The following is a 26,480-nucleotide window of genomic DNA, read 5'->3' on the forward strand; positions in this document are numbered from 1 at the left end:
TGTGTCTACTCCTCGTCGTCCAGCCAGCCCATGGTCCGTTCCACGGCCTTGAGCCAGCTCTTGTACTCGCGGTCGCGGGTGTCCGCGTCCATGCGGGGGGTCCACTCGGCGGCCCGACGCCAGTTGGCGCGCAGCGCGTCGGTGTCGGGCCAGAAGCCGACGGCCAGGCCGGCGGCGTAGGCGGCGCCGAGGCAGGTGGTCTCGGCGACCATGGGCCGCACCACGGGTGCGTCCAGGAAGTCGGCGAGCGTCTGCATCAGCAGGTTGTTGGAGGTCATGCCGCCGTCGACCTTGAGCGCGGTCAGCTCGACGCCGGAGTCCTTGGTCATCGCGTCGCTGATCTCGCGGGTCTGCCAGGCGGTCGCCTCCAGCACGGCACGGGCGATGTGCGCCTTGGTGACGTAGCGGGTGAGACCGGCGATGACACCGCGGGCGTCGGGGCGCCAGTACGGGGCGAACAGTCCGGAGAACGCCGGGACGAAGTACGCGCCGCCGTTGTCCTCGACCGACGAGGCCAGGGTCTCGATCTCGGCCGCGGACTGGATCAGGCCCATCTGGTCGCGCATCCACTGCACCAGCGAACCGGTGACGGCGATCGAGCCCTCCAGGGCGTAGACCGGCTTCTCGTCGCCGATCCGGTAGCCGACCGTGGTCAGCAGCCCGTTGTAGGAGTTGACGGGCGTCTCGCCGGTGTTCATCAGCATGAAGGTGCCGGTGCCGTACGTGGACTTGGCCTCGCCCTCGGCGAAACACGTCTGGCCGAACAGCGCGGCCTGCTGGTCGCCGAGCGCGGAGGCGACCGGCACGCCGTCGAGCACACCGCCCTTGGCGTTGCCGTAGACCTCGGCCGAGGAACGGATCTCGGGCAGCAGGGCCGCCGGGATGTCCATGGAGGAGAGGATCTTCTCGTCCCACTCCATGCGGTGCAGATTCATCAGCAGCGTGCGCGAGGCGTTGGTGACGTCCGTGACGTGGACGCCGCCGTCGGTGCCGCCGGTCAGGTTCCAGATGACCCAGGAGTCCATGGTGCCGAAGAGGATGTCGCCGCGCTCGGCGCGCTCGCGCAGCCCCTCGACGTTGTCGAGCAGCCAGCGGACCTTGGGACCGGCGAAGTACGAGGCGAGCGGCAGACCGGTCTCGCGGCGGAAGCGGTCCTGGCCCACGTTGCGGCCGAGCTCCTTGCAGAGCGCGTCGGTGCGGGTGTCCTGCCAGACGAGGGCGTTGTGGACGGGCTCACCGGTGTGCTTGTCCCAGAGCAGCGTGGTCTCGCGCTGGTTGGTGATGCCGATCGCCTTCACGTCGGCGGCGGTGATGCCGGCCTTGACGATGGCGCTCGCCACAACCTCCTGGACGTTCTCCCAGATCTCGGTCGCGTCGTGCTCGACCCAGCCCGGCTTCGGGAAGATCTGCTCGTGCTCCTTCTGGTCGACGGAGACGATCCGGCCGTCCTTGTCGAAGACGATGCAGCGGCTGGAGGTGGTGCCCTGGTCGATGGCCGCGATGAACGGCCCGGTGCCGTGGGTGCCGGTGGTGTGTGCGTCGGTCACGGTGTGCTCCCGGAGGTCTGTGTGGTCGTGGGGGTGGCGGCTGTGGGCCCTGCGGCTCACGCGAAGGCGAGGTTGTAGAGCCCGCCGGCGAGCGCGCCGCCGACGAGCGGTCCGACGACGGGGATCCAGGCGTAGCCCCAGTCGGATCCGCCCTTGTTCGGCAGCGGAAGCAGCGCGTGCACGATACGCGGACCGAGGTCGCGAACCGGGTTGATCGCGTAGCCCGTCGGGCCGCCGAGCGAGAGGCCGATGGAGACGACCACCAGGGCGGTGATCAGGGCGCCGAGCGTGCCGATCCCGTTGCCGTCGTTGTTGAGGCCCTGCGTGAGGATCGCCAGGACCAGCACGAGCGTGGCGATGATCTCGGTGACGACGTTCTGCACGGCGTTACGGATCTCGGGACCCGTCGTGAAGATGCCGAGCACGGGTCCGGCCTTGGGGGCCGCGGCCTTGTCGACCATGCCCTCCTCACCCGAATGGGCGCCGAGGATCTCCGGATCGGTGAGATGGGCCCGGAACTGTCCGTAGTAGACCAGCCAGACCAGCACCGCGCCGATCATCGCGCCGAACAGTTCGGAGGCGAGGTAGAGCGGTACGTCGCTCCACTTGGTGCCGCCCTCGATCGCCAGGCCGATGGTGACCGCCGGGTTGAGGTGCGCTCCGGATACGCCGCCGACCATGTACGCGCCGGTCAGCACCGCGAAACCCCACCCGAAGGTGACGGCGAGCCAGCCGGCGTTCTGCGCCTTCGAGCGCTTGAGCGTGACGGCGGCACAGACACCGCCGCCGAGCAGGATGAGTACGGCGGTACCGATGGTCTCGCCGATGAAGATGTCGGAGCTGGACACCCGCGACTCCTTTGTCCTTCGTCCAGGGAAGCCGAACCCCGGGTCCCTCCGGTGGTCCGCGCCCTCATGTGAGGGCGTTGCCGGCCTTGGCTCTGTCACACCCTAACGCGTATTTCCGTTAGGCGTTCGACAATGCCGACCGGTGAACGGCAGTGTTTCCCCCAGGTGAATGAGGCGTCAAGGGTTGTGTGTTCTATAACTCGATCGTTACCGGTGACTCGGATGATCGCGCACGGGGCTCAGAAGCGCCTGGCGCCCAGATCCCGGGAGACCGCGCGGGCGCAGTCCCGTACCGCCGCCACCAGCTCCGGCCGCAGCTCGCCGCCCGCGCACACCCGTTCCACCGCGCCGGTCACGGCCACGGCTCCCACCGGCATCCGGCGCCGGTCGTGGATGGGCGCGGCCACCGCGGCCACGCCCTCCCAGGTCTCCTCCACGTCGGCCGCCCAGCCGCGCGCGCGGATCAGGTCGAGCATCGACTCGAACTCCTCCGGGTCGGTGACCGTGCGGGGCGTGAAGGGCTGTCTCTCCGCTTCCAGGGCCTCCGTGTGGGCCACCGGGTCATAGGCCGAAAGGACCTTGCCCAGGGCCGTGGAATGCAGTGGCTGCATGGCCCCGACCTCCAGCACCTGGCGGCTGTCGTCGGGCCGGAAGACGTGGTGGACGATCAGGACCCCCTGCTGGTGCAGCACGCCCAGGTGGGTGCTCTCGCCGCTGGAGCGGGCCAGGTCGTCCGTCCAGACCAGTGCGCGGGCCCGCAGCTCGTGGACGTCCAGATAGCTGTTGCCCAGGCGCAGCAGCTCGGCCCCCAGCTGGTAGCGCCCGGACGCCGCGTCCTGCTCGACGAAGCCCTCGTGCTGGAGGGTGCGCAGGATCCCGTGCGCGGTGCCCTTGGCCAGGCCGAGGGAGGAGGCGATGTCGGACAGTCCCAGCCGCCGCTCGCCGCCCGCGAGCAGGCGCAGCATCGCCGCCGCCCGCTCCAGCGACTGGATGTTCTTGGCCATCGCGCCGTACTCCTCCACCTTGTTCGACAATGCTGAACACTATCGGTCGATGCCGACCCATGCTCGATCGCAAGGGAATTCTGCGGCACTCCGACACCCCGGGACGACCGCCTGAACAGCATGCGGTCCGATTCGTGGGACAGAGTGACGGCCCGGGACGCCGCCCGGCTACCCTGGCCGGGTGCGCCTTCCGCCGAAGCCGCAAAGCCGACAGCCGTCGCATCCCAGGGAGTACATCCATGGCCTCGTCGCCGACCCCTTCCGCCGACAGCCGGAACCGAGCCGCAGCCCTCCGTGAGGCGCTCGCCACCCGAGTCGTGGTGGCCGACGGTGCCATGGGCACCATGCTCCAGGCACAGGACCCCACGCTCGAGGACTTCGAGAACCTCGAAGGCTGCAACGAGATCCTGAACCTCACGCGCCCCGACATCGTGCGCTCGGTGCACGAGGAGTACTTCGCCGTCGGCGTGGACTGCGTGGAGACGAACACCTTCGGCGCGAACCACTCGGCTGCGAACGAGTACGAGATCGCCGACCGGATCGTGGAGCTGTCCGAGGCGGGCGCCCGCATCGCCCGCGAGGTCGCCGACGAGTTCACCGCGAAGGACGGCCGGCAGCGCTGGGTCCTCGGCTCGGTGGGTCCCGGCACCAAGCTGCCCTCGCTCGGCCACATCGCGTACGACGTGCTGCGGGACGGCTACCAGCAGAACGCCGAGGGCCTGCTCGCCGGCGGCGCGGACGCCCTGATCGTGGAGACCACGCAGGACCTGCTGCAGACCAAGTCCAGCCTCATCGGCGCACGCCGGGCGATGGACGCCCTGGGCCTCGACGTGCCGCTGATCTGCTCGCTCGCCTTCGAGACGACCGGCGTCATGCTGCTCGGCTCGGAGATCGGCGCCGCGCTGACCGCGCTGGAGCCGCTGGGTATCGACCTGATCGGGCTGAACTGCTCGACGGGCCCGGCCGAGATGAGCGAGCACCTGCGCTATCTGGCCCAGCACTCGCGCACCCCGCTGATGTGCATGCCGAACGCGGGCCTGCCCGTGCTGACCAAGGACGGCGCGCACTTCCCGCTCGACCCCGAGGGGCTGGCGGACGCGCAGGAAACCTTCGTCACCGACTACGGCCTGTCCCTGGTCGGCGGCTGCTGCGGTACGACGCCCGAACACCTGCGCCAGGTCGTCGAGCGGTCCCGCGCCCTGACCCCCGCGGTCCGCGACCCCCGCCCCGAGCCCGGCGCCGCCTCGCTCTACCAGACCGTGCCGTTCCGCCAGGACACGTCGTACCTCGCGATCGGTGAGCGTACGAACGCCAACGGGTCGAAGAAGTTCCGCGAGGCCATGCTGGAGGCCCGCTGGGACGACTGCGTGGAGATGGCCCGCGACCAGATCCGCGAGGGCGCGCACATGCTCGACCTCTGCGTGGACTACGTCGGCCGCGACGGTGTCGCCGACATGAAGGAGCTGGCCGGACGGTTCGCCACGGCCTCCACCCTGCCGATCGTGCTGGACTCCACCGAGCTGCCCGTGCTGCGGGCCGGCCTGGAGAAGCTCGGCGGGCGCGCGGTCCTGAACTCGGTGAACTACGAGGACGGCGACGGTCCCGAGTCGCGCTTCGTCCAGGTCACCCGGCTGGCCGCCGAGCACGGTGCCGCGCTGATCGCCCTGACGATCGACGAGGAGGGCCAGGCCCGCACCGCCGAGCACAAGGTCGCCATCGCGGAGCGGCTGATCGAGGACCTCACCGGCAACTGGGGCATCAGCGAGTCGGACATCCTCATCGACTGCCTGACCTTCACCATCTGTACCGGGCAGGAGGAGTCCCGCAAGGACGGCATCGCCACCATCGAGGCGATCCGCGAGCTGAAGAAGCGCCACCCCGACGTCCAGACGACACTGGGCCTGTCGAACATCTCCTTCGGCCTCAACCCGGCCGCCCGCGTCGTCCTGAACTCCGTCTTCCTCGACGAGTGCGTCAAGGCCGGTCTGGACTCCGCGATCGTGCACGCCTCGAAGATCCTTCCGATCGCGCGCCTGGACGAGGAGCAGGTCAAGGTCGCCCACGACCTGGTCTACGACCGCCGCGCCGAGGGCTACGACCCCCTCCAGAAGCTCATGGAGCTCTTCGAGGGCGTCAACATGAAGTCGATGAAGGAGGGCAAGGCCGAGGAACTCCTCGCCCTGCCGCTGGACGAGCGCCTCCAGCGCCGGATCATCGACGGCGAGAAGAAGGGCCTGGAGGCCGACCTCGACGAGGCCCTGCGGACCCGGCCGGCTCTGGACATCGTCAACGACACCCTGCTGGAAGGCATGAAGGTCGTCGGCGAGCTCTTCGGCTCCGGCCAGATGCAGCTGCCGTTCGTGCTCCAGTCCGCCGAGGTCATGAAGGCCGCGGTGGCCCACCTGGAACCGCACATGGAGAAGTCCGACGCCGAGGGCAAGGGCACCATCGTGCTGGCCACCGTCCGCGGTGACGTCCACGACATCGGCAAGAACCTCGTCGACATCATCCTGTCCAACAACGGCTACAACGTCGTCAACATCGGCATCAAGCAGCCCGTCTCCGCGATCCTGGAAGCCGCCGACGAGCACAAGGCCGACGTCATCGGGATGTCGGGCCTCCTGGTCAAGTCCACCGTGATCATGAAGGAGAACCTCCAGGAGCTCAACCAGCGCAAGCTGGCGGCCGAGTACCCCGTCATCCTGGGCGGCGCCGCCCTGACCCGCGCCTACGTCGAACAGGACCTCCACGAGATCTACGAGGGCGAGGTCCGCTACGCCCGGGACGCCTTCGAGGGGCTGCGCCTGATGGACGCGCTCATCGGGGTCAAGCGCGGCGTTCCGGGCGCCGTCCTCCCCGAGCTGAAGCAGCGCCGTGTGCCCAAGCGCGACACGGCCGTGCTGGAGGTCGAGGAGCCGGAGGAGGGCGTGCGTTCCGACGTCGCCGTCGACAACCCCGTCCCCACCCCGCCGTTCTGGGGCAGCCGCGTCGTCAAGGGCATCCAGCTCAAGGAGTACGCCTCCTGGCTCGACGAGGGCGCCCTCTTCAAGGGCCAGTGGGGCCTCAAGCAGGCCAGGGCCGGCGACGGACCGACGTACGAGGAACTGGTCGAGACCGAGGGACGCCCGCACCTGCGCGGCTGGCTCGACAAGCTCCACACCGAGAACCTGCTCGAAGCCGCCGTCGTCTACGGCTACTACCCCTGCGTCTCCAAGGGCGACGACCTGATCCTGCTCCACGAGGACGGCTCCGAGCGCACCCGTTTCACCTTCCCGCGCCAGCGCCGCGGCCGCCGTCTGTGTCTCGCGGACTTCTTCCGCCCCGAGGAGTCGGGCGAGACGGACGTCATCGGCCTCCAGGTCGTCACCGTCGGCTCGAAGATCGGCGGCGAGACCGCCAAGCTCTTCGAAGCCAACTCCTACCGCGACTACCTGGAGCTGCACGGCCTGTCCGTCCAGCTCGCCGAGGCGCTCGCCGAGTACTGGCACGCCCGGGTCCGCTCCGAGCTCGGCTTCGCGGGCGACGACCCGGCCGACGTCGAGGACATGTTCGCGCTCAAGTACCGCGGTGCGCGCTTCTCCCTCGGCTACGGTGCGTGCCCGGACCTGGAGGACCGGGCGAAGATCGCCGACCTGCTCCAGCCCGAGCGGATCGGGGTCCACCTGTCGGAGGAGTTCCAGCTCCACCCCGAGCAGTCCACCGACGCGATCGTCATCCACCACCCCGAAGCGAAGTACTTCAACGCGCGGTAAGGCTCCGTTCGACGCGCGGTAGCAGCACGAGTCGTACACTGGTCGGTCCAGTGCAGGCCGGTCGCCCTCCTCCGGGAAAGGCGGCCGGCCTTCTCGTCCCTCATGGAAGGTGTGCCGGATGACCAGTACGATCCCCGCGTCCCCGACCCGAACGGCCGAGGGTGGCGCCCTGCAGGCCGTCCTCCTCGACATGGACGGCACCCTGGTCGACACCGAGGGCTTCTGGTGGGACGCCGAGGTGTCGGTCTTCGCCGATCTGGGGTACCGGCTGGACGAGGCGTGGAAGGACGTCGTCGTCGGCGGTCCGATGACCCGCAGTGCCGGCTACCTCATGGACGTCACCGGGGCGGACGTCACCCTCGACGAACTGACCGTGCTGCTCAACGACCGCTTCGAGAAGCGCATCGCCGACGGTGTGCCGCTGATGCCGGGGGCGGCCCGGCTGCTCGCCGAGCTCGCGAGACACGAGGTTCCCACCGCGCTCGTCTCCGCCTCGCACCGCCGGATCATCGACCGGGTCCTGGACTCGGTGGGCCGACACCACTTCGCGCTCACCGTCGCGGGCGACGAGGTCACCCGCACGAAGCCACACCCGGAGCCCTACCTCAAGGCCGCGAGTGGCTTCGGGGCCGACCCCCGGCTCTGTGCCGTCATCGAGGACACCGCGACCGGCGTGGCCGCCGCGGAGGCCGCGGGGTGCCGGGTGGTCGCCGTGCCGTCCGTGTCGCCGATCGCACCGGCTGCCGGCCGGGTCGTCGTCGGGTCGCTCGAAGAAGTCGATCTCGCGTTTCTCCGGGGCCTGGTCACCGGAATGCGGTGATGCGCACACCGAGAGTGCTTCTGTGAATGAATGGAAAAGCTCTCGCGGAAAGGCGTGCGTTTTATGTCGCGCCGTGGTGTCGAAAAGGCGGGGACATGTCAATGCCTGGACTGCCCGCCGCGTGACCTTCGTCACTCGTCCCGGGATCGAGGAGTGGCCCGAATCCGCCGGGCCGCCCGCCGGGCGTACCCAAGTGTCCCGATTCGTGAATGCGTGTACGAATCATTCCGGGGGATACCGGGAGCGGGAAATTTACTCCCCTTTGACTTCCCGGGCGCTCTGATTACCCGGGACGGGGAACCGGTCCGGGCCCACCTGCGGCTGCTACTAATGTCGTTTTCTCCATGACCGCATGAGGGAGAACGTCCACGATGAACCGCAAGACTCTGGTGCTGCCGGCCGTCGTCGGCCTGCTCGCGCCCGTACTCGCCGCCTGCGGCGCGTCGGACGGCGGGAGCGAGGGCAACGGCGCCATCGTTGTCGGCACTACGGACCAGTTCGTCGCCTCCGAGGAAGCCCCGGCACCCCTCGACCCCGCCATCGGCTACGAGGCGGGCGTCTGGAACGTGCTGCGGCAGACCGTCCAGACCCTCATGCACGTGCCCCGGGGCGGCGGCCTGCCGGTGCCCGAGGCGGCCGAGAGCTGCACCTTCACGGACACGGCGAACGAGAGCTACCGCTGCAAGCTGCGCGCGGGACTCGAATTCGCCGACGGCAGCGCGGTCACCGCCGAGGACGTCAAGTACTCCATCGACCGCGTCGTCCGGATCAAGTCCACCAACGGACCCGTGTCCCTGCTCAACAACATCGACACCGTCGAGACCAAGGGCGAGCGCGAAGTCATATTCCATCTCCGGACCTCGGACGCGACCTTCCCGTACAAGCTCTCCACGCCTCCCGCCGGAATTGTGCAGAAGAGCAAATATCCGGCGGACTCGGCGCGCGACGGTTTCCAGGTGGACGGTTCCGGGCCGTACACCATGAAGCCCGAAGTGAAGAACGATCAGGTCGTGAAAGTCGTCTTCACCAAGAACCCCCGTTACAAGGGCGACCTGAAGGTGCTGAACGACAAGGTCGAACTCGATCTCTTCCCCGACGCCACCGCCATGGGAAAGGCGCTCGACGAGAAGAAGATCGACATGATGACCCGGACGATGTCGCCCAAGCAGGCCCAGCAGATGCTGGAAAAGCCCAAGGACGACGTCAAGCTCACCGAGATGCCCGGCCTCGCGATCAGCTACCTCGGTTTCGACACCGAGGACCCCGCCGTGAAGAACAAGGCGGTCCGCCAGGCCATGGCCCAGATCATCGACCGCGGTCAGATCGCGAGCGAGGTCTACGGGACGACGGCCGAGCCGCTGTACTCGCTGATCCCGTCCAGCATCACCGGGCACACCAACTCGTTCTTCAACAAGTACGGCGAGCCCAGCACCACCAAGGCCGCCGCCATCCTGAAGGACGCCAAGATCCGCACACCCGTGAAGTTCACCCTGCACTACACGACCGACCACTACGGCGAGGCCACCGCCGCCGAGTTCCGGACGCTGAAGAAGCAGTTCAACGACTCCGGGCTGTTCGACATCTCCGTCGAAGGCACCCCCTGGGCGAAGTACCGCCCGGCCGAGGTGCGCGGCGACTACGCCGCCTACGGCATGGGCTGGTTCCCCGACTTCCCGGACCCGGACAACTACACGGCGCCGTTCCTCGACAAGGACAACTTCCTCAACTCGCCCTACCGGTCGACCCTGGCCCAGAAGACCCTGATCCCGCAGTCCCGCCGCGAGGACGACCGCAGCGCCGCCACCAGGACCTTCCAGCAGCTCCAGGACATCGTCGCCGAGGACGTCCCCGTCCTCCCGGTCTGGCAGGGCAAGCAGTACGTCGCCTCCCGCGAGGGACTCACCGGCGTCGAATGGGCGGTCAACTCCTCAGCCGACCTCCAGCTGTGGGAGCTCGGCCGCAGCTGACACGCGATGCCGCCCCGGCGCCCAGTGACCCCCGGAAGGGTCACTGGGCGCCGGGGCGCACCAGTCCGCTCTCGTACGCGTACACCGCGGCCTGCACCCGGTCGCGCAGCCCCAGCTTCGTCAGCACATGACCCACATGCGTCTTGACCGTGGTCTCGCTGACGAAGAGATCGGCGGCGATCTCCGCGTTCGACAGACCGCGTGCCACGAGCTTCAGGACCTCGACCTCGCGGTCCGTGAGCGTGTGCAGGGTGTCCGGGACCGGCTCCTCGCCGGACGGCAGATGGTCCGCGTACTTGTCGAGCAGCCGGCGCGTGATGCTCGGCGCGAGCATCGCCTCGCCACCGGCGACCACCCGGATCGCCTGCACCAGCTCATTGGCCGGGGCGTCCTTCAGCAGAAAGCCGCTGGCGCCGGCGCGCAGCGCCTCCACCACGTACTCGTCGAGATCGAACGTCGTCAGCACCAGCACCTTCGCCGGGCCGTCCCGGCCCGGTCCGGTGATCTGACGCGTCGCCTCGACGCCGTCCATCCGCGGCATCCGGATGTCCATCAGCACCACATCGGGCTGCAGCGCCCGCACCTGGTCGAGCGCCTGGAGGCCGTCACCGGCCTCGCCCACCACCGCGAGGTCGCCCTCCGCCTCCAGAATCATCCGGAAGCCGGTGCGCAGCAGTGGTTGGTCGTCGACCAGTAGGACGCGGATTGCCACGGGATCTCCTCAATGTCCTTCAAGGGCACCGGGCGGGCCGGTCTCAGCCCGGACCGGGTCCATTCTGCCCTGGACATCCTGCGCCGACTCCGCCGGGCGCACCGACAGCGGATACACCGGGGGAGTCCCGCCGAATTCGGGACAGAGCGCCTGGTGGTCGCACCAGCCGCACAGCTTCGTCGGCCGCGGCCGCCACTCGCCGGTCTCCGTCGCCAGCGCGATCGCGTCCCACAGCGCCAGCAGCTTGCGCTCCACCCGCTCCAGATCCGCCACCACCGGGTCGTACGTCATCACGTCGCCGCTGCCGAGGTAGACCAGCTGGAGCCGGCGCGGCACCACGCCCTTCAGCCGCCAGATCACCAGCGCGTAGAACTTCATCTGGAAGAGCGCGCCCTCCGCGTACTCCGGACGCGGCGCCTTCCCCGTCTTGTAGTCCACGATCCGGACCTCGCCCGTCGGCGCCACGTCGATCCGGTCGATCACCCCGCGCAGCCGCAGACCCGACTCCAGCTCCGTCTCGACGAACATCTCCCGCTCGGCCGGCTCCAGGCGCGTCGGATCCTCCAGCGAGAACCAGCGCTCCACCAGCCGCTCCGCCTCCGACAGCCATCGCGCGAGCCGCTCGCCCTCCGGGTCCTCGGCGAACAGCTCCGCCAGCTCCGGCTTCGACTCCAGCAGCCGGTCCCACTGGGCCGGGATCAACGAGGTGGCCCGGCCCGGTGTGCGCTCGGGCGCGGGATTGTCGAACAGCCGCTCCAGCACCGCATGCACCAGCGTGCCCCGGGTAGCCGCCTCACTGGGCTTCTGCGGCAGCTTGTCGATGACCCGGAAGCGGTACAGCAAGGGGCACTGCATGAAATCGCTCGCCCGCGACGGCGAAAGGGACGAGGGCGGCTGAGGCGGCCGCGGTACTGAGGTCATGACGAAGACCCTACGACCCGCCACTGACACCGATCGGCATACCATCGACCACAGACCCTCGAACACTGCATCATCGTGCCGAAACGGCACCGACCGAAGGGACCTCGTGGACGAGAGCGGCAACAGCGGGCGGCCGCGGCCCGGCCCAGGGGGTACGGGCCCCGGCGACGGCCCCGACAAGGGCGCACCGGGACGCAAGGAGGATCCGGGAGGCGGCATCCTCATGGGCCGCCCCTTCGGAGTGCCCGTCTACGTCGCGCCCAGCTGGTTCGTCGTGGCCGCCCTGATCACCTGGGTCTTCGGCGGCCAGCTCGACCGTGTCCTGCCCGACCTCGGCGCGGCGCGCTACCTGGTCGCCCTCTTCTTCGCGATCGCGTTCTACGCCTCCGTGCTCGTCCACGAACTCGCCCACACGGTCGCCGCCCTGCACTACAAGCTCCCGGTCCGCCGGATCCAGCTCCAGTTCTTCGGCGGCGTCTCCGAGATCGAGAAGGAATCCGAGACGCCCGGCCGCGAGTTCGTCCTCGCCTTCGTCGGCCCGCTGCTCTCCCTGATCCTGGCGGGCGTCTTCTACGTCCCGATGAAGTTCGTCGAAGCCGGCACCGTGCCCGGCGTGCTGCTCGGCGGACTGATGATCTCCAACCTCATCGTCGCCGCGTTCAACCTCCTGCCCGGCCTGCCGCTCGACGGCGGCCGGATGCTCCGCGCCGTCGTCTGGAAGATCACCGGCCGCCCGATGAGCGGCACCGTCGCCGCCGCCTGGGTCGGCCGCGCCCTCGCCGTCATCACCCTCGTCGGCCTGCCCCTCCTCACGCACACCGACGTCCTCGGGAGCGGTGACCGCGAGATCAGCGGCATGGACACGGTCACCGACGCCCTGCTCGCCGCGATCCTCGCCGCCATCATCTGGACCGGCGCGGGCAACAGCCTGCGCATGGCCCGGCTGCGCGAACACCTCCCCGACCTGCAGGCCCGCACCCTCACCCGGCGCGCCGTCCCGGTCGAGGCCGGCACCCCGCTCTCCGAGGCCCTGCGCCGGGCCAACGAGGCGGGAGCCCGCGCCCTCGTCGTCGTCGACGGCACCGGCGAGCCCCAGGCCCTCGTCCGGGAGGCCGCCATCGTCGGCGTCCCCGAACACCGCCGCCCCTGGGTCGCCGTCGGCGGGCTCGCCCAGGACCTCACCGACGGCATGAAGGTCTCCGCCGAACTGGCCGGCGAGGCCCTCCTGGACCGCCTCAAGGCCAGCCCCGCCACCGAGTACCTCGTCGTCGAGGAGACCGGCGAGATCTACGGAGTGCTCTCCACCGCCGACGTCGAGCGTGCGTTCGTCGCCGCCATGGCCCGCCCCGCCGCCTGAAGGCCGTCGCCCCGCCCGGGCGGGCGGTCGGAGGCCCCGGAAACACCGGTACGCTGGTCACATGTCTGAACCGACCGGTGCCGCCCGCCGACGTGGGCCCTTCAAGGTCGGGGACCAGGTCCAGCTCACGGATCCCAAGGGACGCCACTACACCTTCACGCTCGAAGCCGGAAAGAACTTCCACACCCACAAGGGTTCTTTCTCGCACGACGAGCTGATCGGTGCTCCCGAGGGCAGTGTTGTCCGTACCACGGGAAACGTCGTCTACCTGGCGCTGCGCCCCCTGCTCCCCGACTACGTCCTGTCCATGCCCCGCGGCGCCGCCGTGGTCTACCCCAAGGACGCGGGGCAGATCCTGGCCTTCGGCGACATCTTCCCCGGCGCCCGCGTCGTGGAAGCCGGCGTCGGATCCGGCGCACTGTCGACCTTCCTGCTCCGCGCCATCGGCGAGCAGGGCATGCTGCACTCCTACGAGCGCCGCGAGGACTTCGCCGAGATCGCCCAGCAGAACGTCGAGCGCTACTTCGGCAGCCCGCACCCCGCATGGCAGCTCACCGTCGGTGACCTCCAGGACAACCTGTCGGAGACCGACGTGGACCGCGTCGTCCTGGACATGCTCGCGCCCTGGGAGTGCCTGGACGTCGTCTCCAAGGCGCTCGTCCCCGGCGGCATCCTCTGCGCGTACGTCGCGACCACCACCCAGCTCTCACGGACGGTCGAGTCCATCCGCGAGATCGGCTGCTTCGCCGAACCGCAGCCCTGGGAGTCGATGATCCGCAACTGGCACGTCGAGGGCCTGGCCGTGCGTCCGGACCACCGCATGATCGGCCACACCGGATTCCTGGTCACCGCCCGCCGGCTGGCCGACGGCGTCCAGCCCCCGCCGCGCCGCCGTCGCCCTTCCAAGGGCGCCTACGGCGAGGACTACACGGGCCCCGGCAGCCAGAGCGGCTCCGCGGCCCGCGACTGACATCTGCCCACGACTCGGACCGCCCGCCGGCCCGAGCAACGGGTCCGCGTGCTCGGCGCGCACCCCGTCGTACCGGCGCCCGGGAGCGCGCGTGGACGCCGGGCGGGATCCGTAGCGACCCCACCGTTCCGCTGCCGTGTGAGGTGTGGCACGATGCTGGCCACCCCCACCCCGCCGCCGACGTCCCGCCGACGGCACCGCCTTCCCGGCATCCCGCACCACAGGAACCACAGGAGACATCCCGCGTGCAGACCTCCGCGCTCCCGGACCTCGCGCACACCGACACCACGCCGATGCACTGGCTCGCCACGGCAGCAGCCATGGCCGCCGTCGTCGCGGCAGCCGGTCTGCTCCAGCCCGACGCCAGCGCCTCGGCCTCCACCACCCCCCACCGCACCGTGGCACAGCACGGCACGGCCCCCGCCGTCGCGCCGGACCCGGCCCGTGCGGACTTCCCCCTCGAATGCGGCGGGGCGGGCCACACCGTGGCCAAACAGGCCCCCGGCGACCTCGACGGCGACGGCCGTCCGGAAACCGTCGCGGTGGTCCACTGCGCGGCCGGATCCGGTACCCCGCCCAGCGGCGTCTACGTCCTCACACAGGGGAACGGGGCCGCACCACGGATCGTGGCGACCCTGGTGGACCCCGTCCAGAAAATGAGCGTCGGTGACTTCGCGGTGCGTGACGGCGTCGTCTCCGCCACGCTCCTCGGCTACTCCTCGCCCTCGGTTCCGTCCTGCTGCCCGGACGAGCAGGAGCAGGTCAGCTGGCAGTGGCGCAACGGCGCCTTCGTCCGCAGCAGCCGGCCGGCGGACCCCGCAGGCGCCGGCGTCTGACCGCCGCCACCCGGCGAGTCCGCCGTCGCGGCCCGCGGCCGGCCGCCGTCCGCGCGGTCAGGCCGCCTCGGGACCGAAGACCTCGACCCTGTCCGAAACGCGCCGTACGTGAATGCAGTCGCCCGGGCACTCCTTGGCCGAGTCGACCACGTCCTGGAGGATCGGCAGCGGGACCCGGGTGGTCGCGCCCTTCTCCTGGAGCAGCTCGTCCTGATCGCTCTTCACGTACGCCAGCCCGTCGATGTCCAGCTCGAACACCTCCGGCGCGTACTGCACGCAGATGCCGTCCCCCGTGCAGAGGTCCTGGTCGATCCAGACCTCCAGATCCTGAGTCCCGCTACCGGTGGGAGCGTCCTGCTGCACGGTCATTTCTCCTGCCGTTCCTGCGTATCCGAACCAAAAAAAGCCAGCCCTGACGGGTGTTGAACACTTCGACGATACAACCGGCCGCTTTCGGAGGTTGAAGGGTGGGTATTCACCTGACACGAGGGAGAGAGCGCAAGGGTGAAGATCGGACACGCCCCACAGTCTTTGTGATCTAGGGGTTTCAATCATCACCCACCCAGGTAGGGTCAGGAAGCGTCCAGCTCCCCTTGGAGGAGGTGAGGACCGTGGCAGCCCACGACGACGACATCAACCGCGGCATCCGGCCCGGGCGGGGGTCCGATGACCCAGCCGGCCAGGTCGCCTATCTTGAGCAGGAAATCGCCGTCCTGCGACGTAAGCTCGCCGACTCTCCGCGTCATACGAGGATTCTCGAAGAGCGGATCGTCGAGTTGCAGACCAACCTCGCAGGCGTGTCCGCACAGAACGAGCGGCTCGCCGGCACACTCCGCGAGGCCCGCGACCAGATCGTGGCCCTCAAGGAAGAGGTCGACCGGCTCGCACAGCCGCCGGCCGGCTTCGGTGTGTTCCTGCATGCGAACGAGGACGGCACCTGCGACATCTTCACCGGGGGCCGCAAGCTCCGGGTGAACGTCAGTCCCAGCGTTGAGCTCGAAGACCTCCGGCGCGGCCAGGAAGTCATGCTCAACGAAGCGCTCAACGTGGTCGACGCCATGGAATTCGAGCGGGCCGGGGACATCGTCACCCTCAAGGAGATCCTTGAGGACGGCGAACGGGCCCTGGTCATCGGGCACACCGACGAGGAACGGGTGGTGCGGCTCGCCGAGCCGTTGCTGGACATCACCATCCGCCCCGGCGACGCCCTGCTGCTCGAACCCAGGTCCGGCTACGTCTACGAAGTCGTTCCCAAGAGCGAGGTCGAAGAGCTCGTCCTCGAAGAAGTCCCGGACATCGACTACAACAAGATCGGTGGCCTGGGCGACCAGATCGAGCTGATCCGCGACGCGGTCGAGCTCCCCTACCTCCACCCCGACCTCTTCAAGGAGCACGAGCTCCGGCCACCGAAGGGCATCCTGCTCTACGGCCCGCCCGGCTGCGGCAAGACACTCATCGCCAAGGCCGTCGCCAACTCCCTTGCCAAGAAGGTCGCCGAAGTCACCGGCCAGCCGGCCGGGAAGAGCTACTTCCTCAACATCAAGGGTCCGGAGCTCCTCAACAAGTACGTCGGCGAGACCGAGCGCCACATCCGCCTGGTCTTCCAGCGTGCCCGCGAGAAGGCGAGTGAGGGTACCCCCGTCATCGTCTTCTTCGACGAGATGGAGTCCCTCTTCCGCACCCGCGGATCCGGTGTCAGCTCGGACGTGGAGAACACCATCGTCCCCCAGCTGCTCGCCGAGATCGACGGCGTCGAGGGCCTGGAGAACGTCATCGTCATCGGCGCCTCCAACCGCGAGGACATGATCGACCCCGCGATCCTGCGCCCCGGCCGCCTCGATGTGAAGATCAAGATCGAGCGTCCCGACGCAGAGGCCGCGAAGGACATCTTCGCGAAGTACCTCACGCCCTCGCTGCCCCTGCACGCGGACGATCTGGCCGAGCACACCGGCTCCAAGGAGGCGGCGGCTCACGCGATGATCCAGTCGGTCGTCGAGCGGATGTACACCGAGTCCGAGGAGAACCGCTTCCTCGAGGTCACGTACGCCAACGGCGACAAGGAAGTCCTGTACTTCAAGGACTTCAACTCCGGCGCGATGATCCAGAACATCGTCGACCGGGCCAAGAAGATGGCCATCAAGGCCTTCCTCGAGCAGGGCCAGAAGGGTCTGCGCGTCTCCCATCTCCTCCAGGCATGCGTGGACGAGTTCAAGGAGAACGAGGACCTGCCGAACACCACCAACCCGGACGACTGGGCCAGGATCTCCGGCAAGAAGGGTGAGCGGATCGTCTTCATCCGCACACTCGTCACCGGAAAGCAGGGCGCGGACACCGGTCGCTCCATCGACACGGTGGCGAATACCGGGCAGTACCTCTAGAACGCGGACCGGCTGCGGATGCCCGGCCGGGCATCCGCAGCCGGCTGCTTTCCGGTCAGCTCCCGCGACACCGCAGTAATGACGTAATTGATCTCCCCACCGGCACAGAGGCGCTCTAGGCTCTGGCGTACCGCCCGGTCGCGCAGTGCGGGAACGGGCAAACCGCGCACGCACCGGAAAAGCAGCGGTACTTGAGCGCCGCCCCGGAAGGGAGCGCCGCCGGGCAAGGAGGGCCGCATGACCGTACGGCGAGTAATGGGCATCGAGACCGAGTACGGGATCTCCGTGCCAGGTCACCCCAACGCCAATGCCATGCTCACCTCGTCCCAGATCGTCAACGCCTACGCGGCGGCGATGCACCGGGCGCGCCGCGCCCGCTGGGACTTCGAGGAGGAGAACCCGCTGCGCGACGCGCGAGGCTTCGACCTCGCCCGTGAGACCGCCGACTCCAGCCAGCTCACCGACGAGGACATCGGCCTGGCCAATGTCATCCTCACCAACGGCGCACGGCTCTACGTCGACCACGCACACCCCGAGTACAGCTCTCCGGAGATCACCAATCCCAGGGACGCGGTCCTGTGGGACAAGGCCGGCGAGCGGATCATGGCCGAGGCCGCCGAGCGTGCGGCCCAGCTCCCGGGCGCCCAGCCGATCCACCTGTACAAGAACAACACGGACAACAAGGGCGCCTCGTACGGCACCCACGAGAACTACCTGATGAAGCGCGAGACGCCGTTCTCCGACATCGTGCGCCATCTGACGCCGTTCTTCGTCTCCCGCCAGGTCGTCACCGGTGCGGGCCGGGTCGGAATCGGCCAGGACGGTCACGAGCACGGATTCCAGATCAGCCAGCGCGCCGACTACTTCGAGGTCGAGGTCGGTCTGGAGACCACCCTCAAGCGCCCGATCATCAACACGCGCGACGAGCCCCACTCCGACGCCGAGAAGTACCGCAGGCTCCATGTGATCATCGGGGACGCGAACCTCTCGGAGATCTCCACCTACCTCAAGCTGGGCACCACCTCGCTGGTCCTCTCCATGATCGAGGACGGCTTCATCAATGTCGACCTGGCCGTCGACCAGCCCGTGCGCACCCTCCACCAGGTCTCCCACGACCCGGACCTCCAGCAGCTGATCACTCTGCGCAGCGGCCGGACACTCACCGCTGTCCAGCTCCAGATGGAGTACTTCGAGCTGGGCCGCAAGTACGTCGAGGAGCGGTACGGGGCGGACGCCGACGAGCAGACGAAGGACATCCTGACCCGCTGGGAGGACACGCTCAACCGGCTGGAGAACGATCCGATGAGCCTGTCCCGCGAGCTGGACTGGATCGCCAAGCGGGAGCTCATGGAGGGCTACCGCCGCCGCGACAGCCTGGACTGGGACGCGCCCCGCCTGCATCTGGTGGACCTGCAGTACGCCGATGTGCGGCCCGAGAAGGGCCTCTACAACCGCCTGGTGGCCCGGGGCAGGATGAACCGCCTGCTGGACGAGAACGAGGTCGAGAAGGCCCGTACAGCGCCTCCGGAGGACACCAGGGCGTATTTCCGCGGCCGCTGCCTGGAGCAGTACGCGGACGACGTGGCCGCGGCCTCCTGGGACTCGGTCATCTTCGACCTGCCGGGCCATGACTCGTTGCAGCGGGTACCCACCATGGAGCCGCTGCGGGGCACCCGGGACCACGTCAAGGCGCTCCTGGACCGCTGCCGTACGGCGGAAGAGCTGGTCCGGGTGCTGCAGGGCGGCTGAAAGGGCCGCCGGCTGGGAATCATTCCGATGACCTCCGGACGTTGAGACAAGTACCGGGCCAATGTCGGACCCCGTAGGTAGGGTCTGATCAAGTGCTTCGAACCGAGCGGGGTGAGCTATATGGCGACCAAGGACACCGGCGGCGGACAGCAGAAGGCGACGCGCTCCACCGAGCAGACCGAGGAGCAGGCCCAGGAGGCGCAGGGCTCCGAGGACCTCAAGGAGCGACAGGAGAAGCTCAGCGACGACGTGGACGACGTCCTCGACGAGATCGATGACGTCCTCGAGGCCAATGCCGAGGACTTCGTTCGCTCGTTCGTTCAAAAGGGCGGCGAGTAACCGGCCAGGCGCCCTCACCGCTGACCGGCGTGCGGCACGGGCTCCGGCCCGTGCCGCACGGCCGGCCGCACGCATCGGAGGAACGCGTCGAGGGCTCGGACCGCGATCGGTCCGAATGCCTCCGTCACACATGTGGATCATCGCCGTCGGACGGGTAGGGTCCGTGGCATACGGTGCTTCAACTGCAATTCGGCCGTAGGCAAGTTGGGAGATGATCCTGACACCTTGCGCAGGGCCATCGCTTACCTGGAGGGAAACGCGTGGAAGCCAACACTCGTAGCACCGGGCGTCTACCAGCTGCCTTCCTGACGCCCGGGTCCTCTTCGTTCATGGACTTCCTGTCCGACCAGTCGCCGGGGATGCTCCCGGGCAACCGGCAGCTGCCGCCCTTGAAGGGGGCCATCGAGGCGCCGCACGGCACCACGATCGTCGCGGCGTCCTTCCCGGGCGGTGTGGTGCTGGCCGGTGACCGGCGGGCGACCATGGGCAACATGATCGCGCAGCGCGACATCGAGAAGGTCTTTCCGGCCGACGAGTACTCGGCGGTGGGCATCGCGGGTACGGCCGGTCTGGCCGTGGAGATGGTCAAGCTCTTCCAGCTGGAGCTGGAGCACTTCGAGAAGGTCGAGGGGGCCCAGCTCTCCCTGGAGGGCAAGGCGAACCGGCTCTCCACGATGATCCGGAGCAATCTGGCGATGGCCATGCAGGGGCTCGCCGTGGTGCCGCTCTTCGCCGGCTACGACGTCGACCGCGAGCGGGGCCGGATCTTCAGCTACGACGTCACCGGCGGCCGTTCCGAGGAGCACGGGTACGCGTCCACCGGCTCCGGTTCGATCTTCGCCCGCAACTCGATGAAGAAGCTCTACCGCGAGGACCTGACGGAGGAGCAGACGCTCACGCTGGTCGTACAGGCGCTGTACGACGCGGCGGACGACGACTCGGCGACCGGTGGACCGGACGTGGGCCGTCGTATCTATCCGATCCTCACCGTCATTACCGACGAGGGCTTCCGGAAGCTGACCGAGACGGAATCCTCCGAGATTGCCCGCTCGATTCTGGAACGCCGGCTGGAACAGCCCGACGGCCCGCGCGCCGCGCTGCTCTGACCGTCCGTTCCGAGGCTTCTTCGATGCTCCTGCCACTGACAGAAAGGGACGGATAGCCGGTGTCGACGCCGTTCTATGTCTCACCTCAGCAGGCCATGGCCGACCGGGCGGAATACGCCCGGAAGGGCATCGCCCGTGGTCGCAGCCTGGTTGTGCTGCAGTACGCCGACGGCATTGTGTTCGTCGGCGAGAACCCGTCCCGTGCGCTGCACAAGTTCAGCGAGATCTATGACCGGATCGGTTTCGCCGCCGCCGGCAAGTACAACGAGTACGAGAATCTCCGCATCGGCGGAGTGCGCTACGCCGATCTGCGCGGGTACACCTATGACCGCGACGATGTGACGGCGCGTGGACTGGCGAACGTCTACGCGCAGACGCTCGGCACCATTTTCTCCAGTGCGGCCGAGAAGCCGTACGAGGTGGAGCTGGTGGTCGCCGAGGTCGGCGACGGACCCGAGGGCGACCAGATCTACCGGCTGCCGCACGACGGATCGATCGTGGACGAGCACGGCTCGGTCGCGGTCGGCGGCAACGCGGAGCAGATCAGCACCTTCCTCGACCAGCGCCACCGTGACGGGATGTCGCTCGCCGAGGCGCTGAAGCTGGCGGTACAGGCGCTGTCCCGCGATCCCAACGGCAGCGAGCGGGAGATCCCCGCGGAGCGGCTGGAGGTCGCGGTCCTGGACCGTACGCGGCCGCAGCAGCGCAAGTTCAAGCGGATCGTCGGCCGGCAGCTCGCCCGGCTGCTGGAGGCCGACGGCGCCGGCGCGACGCCGACGGACGCCCCTTCGGACACCGAGGACGCCGAGGGCGCGGACACCCCCGCGGCCACGACGGACACCGGCAAGCCGGGCGGGAAGAAGGCCGCGCCGGACTCCTCCGGTGACGGTGACTCCACCGGTTCCGCCGACTCCGGCGGCGACGTCGAGTAGCCGGTTCCACGCGCTCCGTGTGCCCCGGTCCGCCTCCTCGGCGGGCCGGGGCGCCGTCATGTGGTGGGCCCGGCCGGCGGTGGCGCGCTGGAGCCCCGCACGACGAGGTGGACCGGCAGGCTGCCGGGCTCGGCCTGCCGGCCTTCGAGTACGGCCAGCAGGGCGCTCATGCCCCGCTCGCCGACCTTTTCGGCGGGCAGCCGCACCGTGGTGAGCTCCGGCTCGACCGCCGTGGCCAGGGCCAGGTCGTCGAAGCCGGTGACCGAGAGATCGTCCGGAACGCGCAGTCCGAGCCGGCGGACGGCCTTGCAGGCACCCGCGGCCAGGATGTCGTCGTCGCAGACGAGGGCGGTGGGACGGGGCCCCGGGAGCGCCAGCGCGTGTTCCGCCGCCTCGCGGCCGGCCCGTACGTCCAGCGCGGCGGACACGGTCCGGAGCTCGGTGCCGGGGACGCCGCGCAGGGCCTCCTGGAGGGCGCGGGCGCGGACCGCGAACGTCCAGGTGTCGACGGCCGAGGCGAGGTGGAGGAAGCGGCGGTGGCCGAGGGCGAGCAGATGACCGGCCACCTGACGCATCCCGTCGGCGATGTCGAGGTTGACCCTGGCCGCGGGGCCCGGTGCCGCGGGGTCGCTGTCGAGCATGACCAGGGGGAGTCCGGCGCCGCGCAGGGCGCCCAGGGCGTCGGCGGCCATCGAGGAGGCGATCACCCCGTCCAGGGCGGCGCGTGCCGAGGCGAAGGGGTCCCGGGCCGGGCCCGTGCCGTCGGGTGAGGGGTACAGGACGACGCCGAAGCCGTGCTCCGCGGCGACCGCGGCAGCGCCGGTGTAGACCCGGGCGAAGAACTCGTTGGTCAGGGCGGGGACGACCAGCAGCGCGGTCCTGGTGTGGCCGAGGCGCAGATTGCGGGCGGCGAGGTTCGGCCGGTAGCCGAGGTCGCGGGCGGCGTCGCGCACCCGGCCGGCGGTGCTCTCGGAGACCCGGCCGCGCCATTTTTCGCCGAGCACCAGGGAGACGGTGGCCTGGGAGACGCCTGCGGCCCGTGCCACGTCGCGGCTGGTGGGCCGGGGCGGGCCGGGTGGTGCTGGGCTGGTCACGCGGGCCTCCGGGCCGGTCGGGCAGGCGCGACGATGTGGACCTGCGGACGGGGCCATGGTACGTATGAACCTCGAAGTTATACGTAAAACCTCGGGTGGCCGGAACGGCGCTCCAAGGAGAGGGGCGGGACATGGCCGCGGGATATCTGGACATCCTCCGGGCGCGGCATGCCGCCCGGCTGCTGACGGGCACGCTGGTGGGCCGGCTGCCGAACGGCACCGCGCACATCGCGATCGTGCTGTTCACCCGCGCGGAGGGCGGCAGCTACACCCTCGCCGGCGCGCTCGCCGCCGTATACGGGCTGGCCACGGCCGTCGGGCAGCCGCTGCTGGGCCGTGCGGTCGACCTCTACGGCCAGCCCCGGGTCCAGCTCCCCGCCTCCGTCCTCTCGGCCCTCGGCATGGCCCTGCTCGCCGTGGCGGGTTTCGATTCCCTGCCGGTGGCCTACGCGGCGGTAGTCGTGGCCGGGGTCTTCACGCCGCCCCTGGAGGGCGGCCTGCGGGCGCTGTGGCCGAGCGTGCTGGGGAGCGAGGACCGGGTGCACCGCGCCTATGCGATGGATGCGGTGGCCCAGGAGGTCATGTTCACGGTCGGGCCGCTGCTGGTGACCCTGCTGGTGTCCCTCTGGTCGCCCGCCGCCGCGCTGCTCGTCATCAACGTCATAGGGGTCCTGGGGGCGCTCTCCGTCGTCCTGTCCGAGCCCTCCAGGACCTGGCGCTCCGCCCCGCGCGAGGCGCACTGGCTGGGTGCGCTGCGCTCGCGTGGGCTGCTGGCGCTGCTCGGCGCGTTCTTCTTCGTCGGGATGGCGCTGGGCTCCATCACCGTGGCCGGTGTGGCGTACGCCGACGACCACGGCCGGGAGTCCGTCTACGGCTGGCTGATGGCGGCGCTGGGCCTGGGCGCGCTGATCGGGGGAGCGGTGTACGGGGCCCGGCAGTGGTCCGGGCCGCCCGAGCGCAGGCTGCGGGTGATCGTGGCGCTGCTGGCACTGGGCTATCTTCCGCTGATGCTGACGCCGGGCGTGGTCGCGATGACCGTGCTGGCCGCCGTCGCCGGGGTGTTCCTGGCTCCGGCCATCGCCTGCTCGTTCATCGTCGTCGACCGGCACGCTCCGCGGGGCACGGTGACGGAGGCGTTCTCCTGGCTGGTGACGACCTTCGGCGTGGGCGCCGCGGCGGGGACGGCGGTGGCGGGCCCGGCCGTGGAGCTGGGCGGTACGGCTTGGAGCTTCGCCGTGGCGGGGGCCGGCGGCGTGGCCGCGCTGATCGTGCTGCTGTCCACCGGAAGGGTCCTCGCGGTCCCCGGGCACAGCGCTGTCGCGGTCCGCGGTCCGGGCGGCGACCGGGACGACGCGGTCGGACCCGGCGTGAGCCAGGCGGCGAACGGGACGACGCCGTCGAACCCGGCGTGAGCCGGGGCCGTCCGGTGTGACGGGGGCGCCGTGGCGTGGCGGGCCCCGCCGGCCCCCGGAGCCGCGTCGCCGCCCTCGCGAGGGCCGGTGGAGTGGTGGCGCCGCCCGGCTCCGCGGGCCACCGGAAAGGTCCTCGCAGCTCCCGGGCGTAGTGCTGTTGTGGTGCGAGGATCGGAAAATGATCGAAACGGTGCCGTCGAACCCGGTTTCAGCACGGCCCTTCAGGCGTAATGTTCAGTCATGGACCGCCGCATTTTCGGGCTGGAGAACGAGTACGGCGTCACGTGCACGTTCAGGGGACAGCGCCGACTGTCTCCTGATGAAGTGGCGCGCTACCTCTTCCGCCGTGTTGTGTCATGGGGCCGCAGCAGCAATGTCTTTCTGCGGAACGGCGCCCGCCTCTACCTCGACGTGGGATCGCATCCGGAATATGCAACCCCCGAATGCGACAACCTGACCGAGCTGGTCACCCACGACAAGGCCGGCGAGCGCATTCTCGAAGGCCTGCTTGTCGACGCCGAACGACGTCTGCACGAGGAGGGAATCGCAGGCGACGTCTATCTCTTCAAGAACAACACCGACTCGGCGGGAAACTCCTACGGATGTCACGAGAACTACCTCGTGGCCCGGCACGGAGAATTCTCCCGGCTCGCGGACATCCTCATTCCCTTCCTCGTCACGAGGCAGCTGATCTGCGGCGCCGGCAAGGTGCTGCAGACCCCGCGGGGCGCCGTCTACTGCGTCAGCCAGCGTGCCGAACACATCTGGGAGGGCGTCAGCTCCGCGACGACGCGTTCCCGGCCGATCATCAACACCCGCGACGAACCGCACGCGGACGCGGAGCGCTACCGGCGCCTCCACGTCATCGTCGGTGACTCCAACATGTCCGAGACGACGATGCTCCTCAAGGTCGGAGCGACCGACCTGGTGCTCCGCATGATCGAGGCGGGCACGGTGATGCGGGACCTGACGCTGGAGAACCCGATCCGGGCGATCCGCGAGGTCAGCCACGACATCACGGGACAGCGCAAGGTCCGGCTCGCCAGCGGCCGCGAGGCCTCCGCCATAGAGGTGCAGCGCGAGTACTACGAGAAGGCCGTGGACTTCGTGGACCGCCGCGGGATCCGTACGGGCAACGTCGCGAAGGTCCTCGAACTGTGGGGCCGCACCCTCGACGCGATCGAGGCCGAGGACCTCGACCGGATCGGCACCGAGATCGACTGGGTCATGAAGTACAAGCTCATCGAGCGGTACCGGGCCAAGCACAACATGACCATGTCGAACCCGCGGGTCGCCCAGATAGACCTCGCCTACCACGACATCCACCGCCGCCGGGGCCTGTACTACCTGCTGGAACGCAAGGGCCAGGCCGCCCGCATCTGCAACGACCTGAAGATCTTCGAGGGCAAGTCGGTGCCTCCGCAGACGACCAGGGCGCGGCTGCGGGGCGACTTCATCCGGCGGGCCCAGGAACAGCGGCGGGACTTCACCGTCGACTGGGTCCATCTCAAGCTCAACGACCAGGCGCAGCGCACGGTGTTGTGCAAGGACCCGTTCCGATCCGTCGACGACCGAGTGGAGAAGCTGATCGCGGGTATGTGAGCCGGCGCAGGACGCGCCTCGGCTCTTGTGCGACCCGGGCCCCGTACGTTCCTCGTACGGGGCCCTGCGCACGCCCTAGAGTGTCGGGGACCCCTGGGCAGTGTCCCAACACATGTGTCGTCTGAGATCTGAGGAACCAGTGCGCCGAATTGCCGGCCTTCTCGTCGTCCCCCTGCTGCTGGTTTCAGCGGCCTGCGGCAGCGACGACAAGGGCTCCGACTCCGCTTCCACCTCCGCGTCCGCCCCCACGGAGGGCGGGTTCCCCGCCATCACCGCGGGCGCGAAGTTCGGTGAGAAGCCCACCCTGGCCAAGGGCACCGGAACGCCGCCCAAGGAGCTGAAGACCAAGGTCGTCAGTGAGGGCGACGGCGCGACGCTCAAGAACGGCGACGCCATCCAGGTCAACTACCTCGGGCAGGCCTGGGACTCCGACAAGCCGTTCGACAACAGCTTCGACCGCAAGCAGCCGTTCGATCTCACGCTCGGCGCCGGCATGGTCATCCAGGGCTGGGACAAGGGCCTCGTCGGTCAGAAGGTCGGCAGCAGGGTCGAACTCGTCATCCCGCCGGACCTCGGTTACGGCGCGAACGGCCAGGGCGACATCAAGCCGAACGCCACCCTCGTCTTCGTCGTGGACGTCCTGAAGGCGAAGCAGATCCCGGCGTCGGCCAAGGGCACCCCGGTCGCCCAGGACAACACCGACCTGCCGAAGGTGGGCACCAACACCGACGGCAAGGCGCCGACCCTCACGATCCCCAGCAAGGTCACCCCGCCCAAGAAGCTGGTCTCCAACTACGTGCTGGAGTCCAAGGGCGAGGTCGTGAAGGAGACCGACACGGTCGTCGTGAACTACGTGGCCAAGCTGTGGAAGGACGGCAAGGAGTTCGACAACACGTACAAGACGGGCAAGACCGCCTCCTTCCCGCTGGCCCAGGTCACCCTCAAGGGTCTGAAGAACGGCCTGATCGGCAAGAAGATCGGCAGCCGTGTGCTGCTCGTCGTCCCGCCGGACCAGGGCCTCGGTGACAAGGCGCAGCAGTCGATCCCCGCGAACTCCACGCTCGTCTTCGCCGTGGACATCCTCGCGAAGATGTAAGACTGTCCCGGTTGCCCAGTTCATCATTTAGAGGAGCA

At 69.2% G+C, this 26,480-nt stretch carries 21 protein-coding genes and 1 pseudogene; 15 read left to right on the plus strand and 7 right to left on the minus strand.

Going from position 1 to position 26,480, the window contains the following annotated elements:
- Nucleotides 1-5 precede the first annotated feature (5 nt).
- The 3 genes from glpK to EAO72_RS05995 all read right to left on the minus strand — a co-directional run bounded on the left by glpK (nucleotide 6) and on the right by EAO72_RS05995 (nucleotide 3,417).
- Nucleotides 6-1,547: a glycerol kinase GlpK gene (gene glpK / locus EAO72_RS05985; protein WP_148016136.1), complete on the minus strand. Its 1,542-nt coding sequence runs from the start codon at nucleotides 1,545-1,547 to the stop codon at nucleotides 6-8.
- 56 nt (nucleotides 1,548-1,603) lie between these two features.
- Complete coding sequence (locus tag EAO72_RS05990) at nucleotides 1,604-2,395, minus strand: MIP/aquaporin family protein (protein WP_148016137.1); 792 nt, start codon at nucleotides 2,393-2,395, stop codon at nucleotides 1,604-1,606.
- Between the two features lie 239 nt (nucleotides 2,396-2,634).
- A complete protein-coding gene (locus EAO72_RS05995) occupies nucleotides 2,635-3,417 on the minus strand; it encodes an IclR family transcriptional regulator (RefSeq protein WP_187284959.1) in 783 nt (260 codons plus the stop codon).
- 221 nt (nucleotides 3,418-3,638) lie between these two features.
- On the opposite strand from EAO72_RS05995, the gene metH reads away from it, so the two are divergent.
- The 3 genes from metH (at nucleotide 3,639) to EAO72_RS06010 (ending at nucleotide 9,938) form a co-directional block, all read left to right on the plus strand.
- Nucleotides 3,639-7,151: a methionine synthase gene (metH, locus tag EAO72_RS06000; RefSeq protein WP_148016138.1), complete on the plus strand. Its 3,513-nt coding sequence runs from the start codon at nucleotides 3,639-3,641 to the stop codon at nucleotides 7,149-7,151.
- Nucleotides 7,152-7,269: 118 nt separating this feature from the next.
- A complete protein-coding gene (locus EAO72_RS06005; protein WP_148016139.1) occupies nucleotides 7,270-7,971 on the plus strand; it encodes an HAD family hydrolase in 702 nt (233 codons plus the stop codon).
- Between the two features lie 371 nt (nucleotides 7,972-8,342).
- Entirely contained in the window at nucleotides 8,343-9,938 is a 1,596-nt protein-coding gene (locus EAO72_RS06010) for an ABC transporter substrate-binding protein (RefSeq protein ID WP_148016140.1), read from the plus strand.
- A 40-nt stretch (nucleotides 9,939-9,978) separates the two neighbouring features.
- On the opposite strand, the gene EAO72_RS06015 is transcribed toward EAO72_RS06010, so the two are convergent.
- Nucleotides 9,979-10,650, minus strand: a complete 672-nt coding sequence (locus EAO72_RS06015; RefSeq protein ID WP_148016141.1) for a response regulator — start codon at nucleotides 10,648-10,650, stop codon at nucleotides 9,979-9,981.
- A gap of 9 nt (nucleotides 10,651-10,659) precedes the next feature.
- Nucleotides 10,660-11,505: a RecB family exonuclease gene (locus EAO72_RS06020; protein WP_261991355.1), complete on the minus strand. Its 846-nt coding sequence runs from the start codon at nucleotides 11,503-11,505 to the stop codon at nucleotides 10,660-10,662.
- A gap of 172 nt (nucleotides 11,506-11,677) precedes the next feature.
- Between EAO72_RS06020 and EAO72_RS06025 the strand changes: the two genes are divergently transcribed.
- The 3 genes from EAO72_RS06025 (at nucleotide 11,678) to EAO72_RS06035 (ending at nucleotide 14,734) form a co-directional block, all read left to right on the plus strand.
- Nucleotides 11,678-12,928 (plus strand): site-2 protease family protein, encoded by a 1,251-nt coding sequence (locus tag EAO72_RS06025; RefSeq protein ID WP_148016142.1) that lies wholly within the window; start codon nucleotides 11,678-11,680, stop codon nucleotides 12,926-12,928.
- 61 nt (nucleotides 12,929-12,989) lie between these two features.
- Nucleotides 12,990-13,898 (plus strand): tRNA (adenine-N1)-methyltransferase, encoded by a 909-nt coding sequence (locus EAO72_RS06030; RefSeq protein ID WP_148016143.1) that lies wholly within the window; start codon nucleotides 12,990-12,992, stop codon nucleotides 13,896-13,898.
- A gap of 245 nt (nucleotides 13,899-14,143) precedes the next feature.
- Nucleotides 14,144-14,734 (plus strand): hypothetical protein, encoded by a 591-nt coding sequence (locus EAO72_RS06035; protein WP_148016144.1) that lies wholly within the window; start codon nucleotides 14,144-14,146, stop codon nucleotides 14,732-14,734.
- A 57-nt stretch (nucleotides 14,735-14,791) separates the two neighbouring features.
- Here EAO72_RS06035 and EAO72_RS06040 read toward each other — a convergent pair whose 3' ends face one another.
- On the minus strand, nucleotides 14,792-15,103 hold the full coding sequence (locus tag EAO72_RS06040) for a ferredoxin (RefSeq protein ID WP_148016145.1): 312 nt from the start codon (nucleotides 15,101-15,103) through the stop codon (nucleotides 14,792-14,794).
- Between the two features lie 242 nt (nucleotides 15,104-15,345).
- Here EAO72_RS06040 and arc point away from each other — a divergent pair, with 242 nt between their 5' ends.
- The 6 genes and pseudogenes from arc to prcA all read left to right on the plus strand — a co-directional run bounded on the left by arc (nucleotide 15,346) and on the right by prcA (nucleotide 21,238).
- A complete protein-coding gene (arc, locus tag EAO72_RS06045) occupies nucleotides 15,346-17,112 on the plus strand; it encodes a proteasome ATPase (RefSeq protein WP_148016146.1) in 1,767 nt (588 codons plus the stop codon).
- A gap of 237 nt (nucleotides 17,113-17,349) precedes the next feature.
- Nucleotides 17,350-18,861 (plus strand): depupylase/deamidase Dop, encoded by a 1,512-nt coding sequence (gene dop / locus EAO72_RS06050; RefSeq protein WP_148016147.1) that lies wholly within the window; start codon nucleotides 17,350-17,352, stop codon nucleotides 18,859-18,861.
- A 120-nt stretch (nucleotides 18,862-18,981) separates the two neighbouring features.
- Complete coding sequence (locus tag EAO72_RS06055; protein ID WP_148016148.1) at nucleotides 18,982-19,200, plus strand: ubiquitin-like protein Pup; 219 nt, start codon at nucleotides 18,982-18,984, stop codon at nucleotides 19,198-19,200.
- A gap of 117 nt (nucleotides 19,201-19,317) precedes the next feature.
- A pseudogene (locus EAO72_RS06060) lies at nucleotides 19,318-19,509 on the plus strand (endonuclease domain-containing protein); the annotation flags it as partial.
- The gene (gene prcB, locus EAO72_RS06065) at nucleotides 19,461-20,306 is read left to right on the plus strand and encodes a proteasome subunit beta (protein ID WP_148016149.1); all 846 of its coding nucleotides are present in this window, start codon (nucleotides 19,461-19,463) and stop codon (nucleotides 20,304-20,306) included. The pseudogene EAO72_RS06060 and the gene prcB, both read left to right, overlap by 49 nt.
- Before the next feature lie 59 nt (nucleotides 20,307-20,365).
- The gene (gene prcA, locus EAO72_RS06070; RefSeq protein WP_261991337.1) at nucleotides 20,366-21,238 is read left to right on the plus strand and encodes a proteasome subunit alpha; all 873 of its coding nucleotides are present in this window, start codon (nucleotides 20,366-20,368) and stop codon (nucleotides 21,236-21,238) included.
- 56 nt (nucleotides 21,239-21,294) lie between these two features.
- On the opposite strand, the gene EAO72_RS06075 is transcribed toward prcA, so the two are convergent.
- Nucleotides 21,295-22,332 carry a LacI family DNA-binding transcriptional regulator gene (locus EAO72_RS06075; RefSeq protein ID WP_148016150.1) on the minus strand — a complete coding sequence of 346 codons (1,038 nt, stop codon included), beginning with the start codon at nucleotides 22,330-22,332 and terminating at the stop codon, nucleotides 21,295-21,297.
- A gap of 131 nt (nucleotides 22,333-22,463) precedes the next feature.
- On the opposite strand from EAO72_RS06075, the gene EAO72_RS06080 reads away from it, so the two are divergent.
- The 3 genes from EAO72_RS06080 (at nucleotide 22,464) to EAO72_RS06090 (ending at nucleotide 26,442) form a co-directional block, all read left to right on the plus strand.
- Nucleotides 22,464-23,744, plus strand: coding sequence for an MFS transporter (locus tag EAO72_RS06080; RefSeq protein ID WP_148016151.1), 1,281 nt, complete (start codon nucleotides 22,464-22,466; stop codon nucleotides 23,742-23,744).
- Nucleotides 23,745-23,984: 240 nt separating this feature from the next.
- Entirely contained in the window at nucleotides 23,985-25,346 is a 1,362-nt protein-coding gene (pafA, locus tag EAO72_RS06085; RefSeq protein WP_148016152.1) for a Pup--protein ligase, read from the plus strand.
- A gap of 139 nt (nucleotides 25,347-25,485) precedes the next feature.
- Nucleotides 25,486-26,442: an FKBP-type peptidyl-prolyl cis-trans isomerase gene (locus EAO72_RS06090; protein ID WP_148016153.1), complete on the plus strand. Its 957-nt coding sequence runs from the start codon at nucleotides 25,486-25,488 to the stop codon at nucleotides 26,440-26,442.
- The last annotated feature ends 38 nt before the right edge of the window (nucleotides 26,443-26,480 follow it).

This window comes from Streptomyces sp. OR43, from assembly GCF_008042275.1.
Lineage (GTDB): Bacteria > Actinomycetota > Actinomycetes > Streptomycetales > Streptomycetaceae > Streptomyces.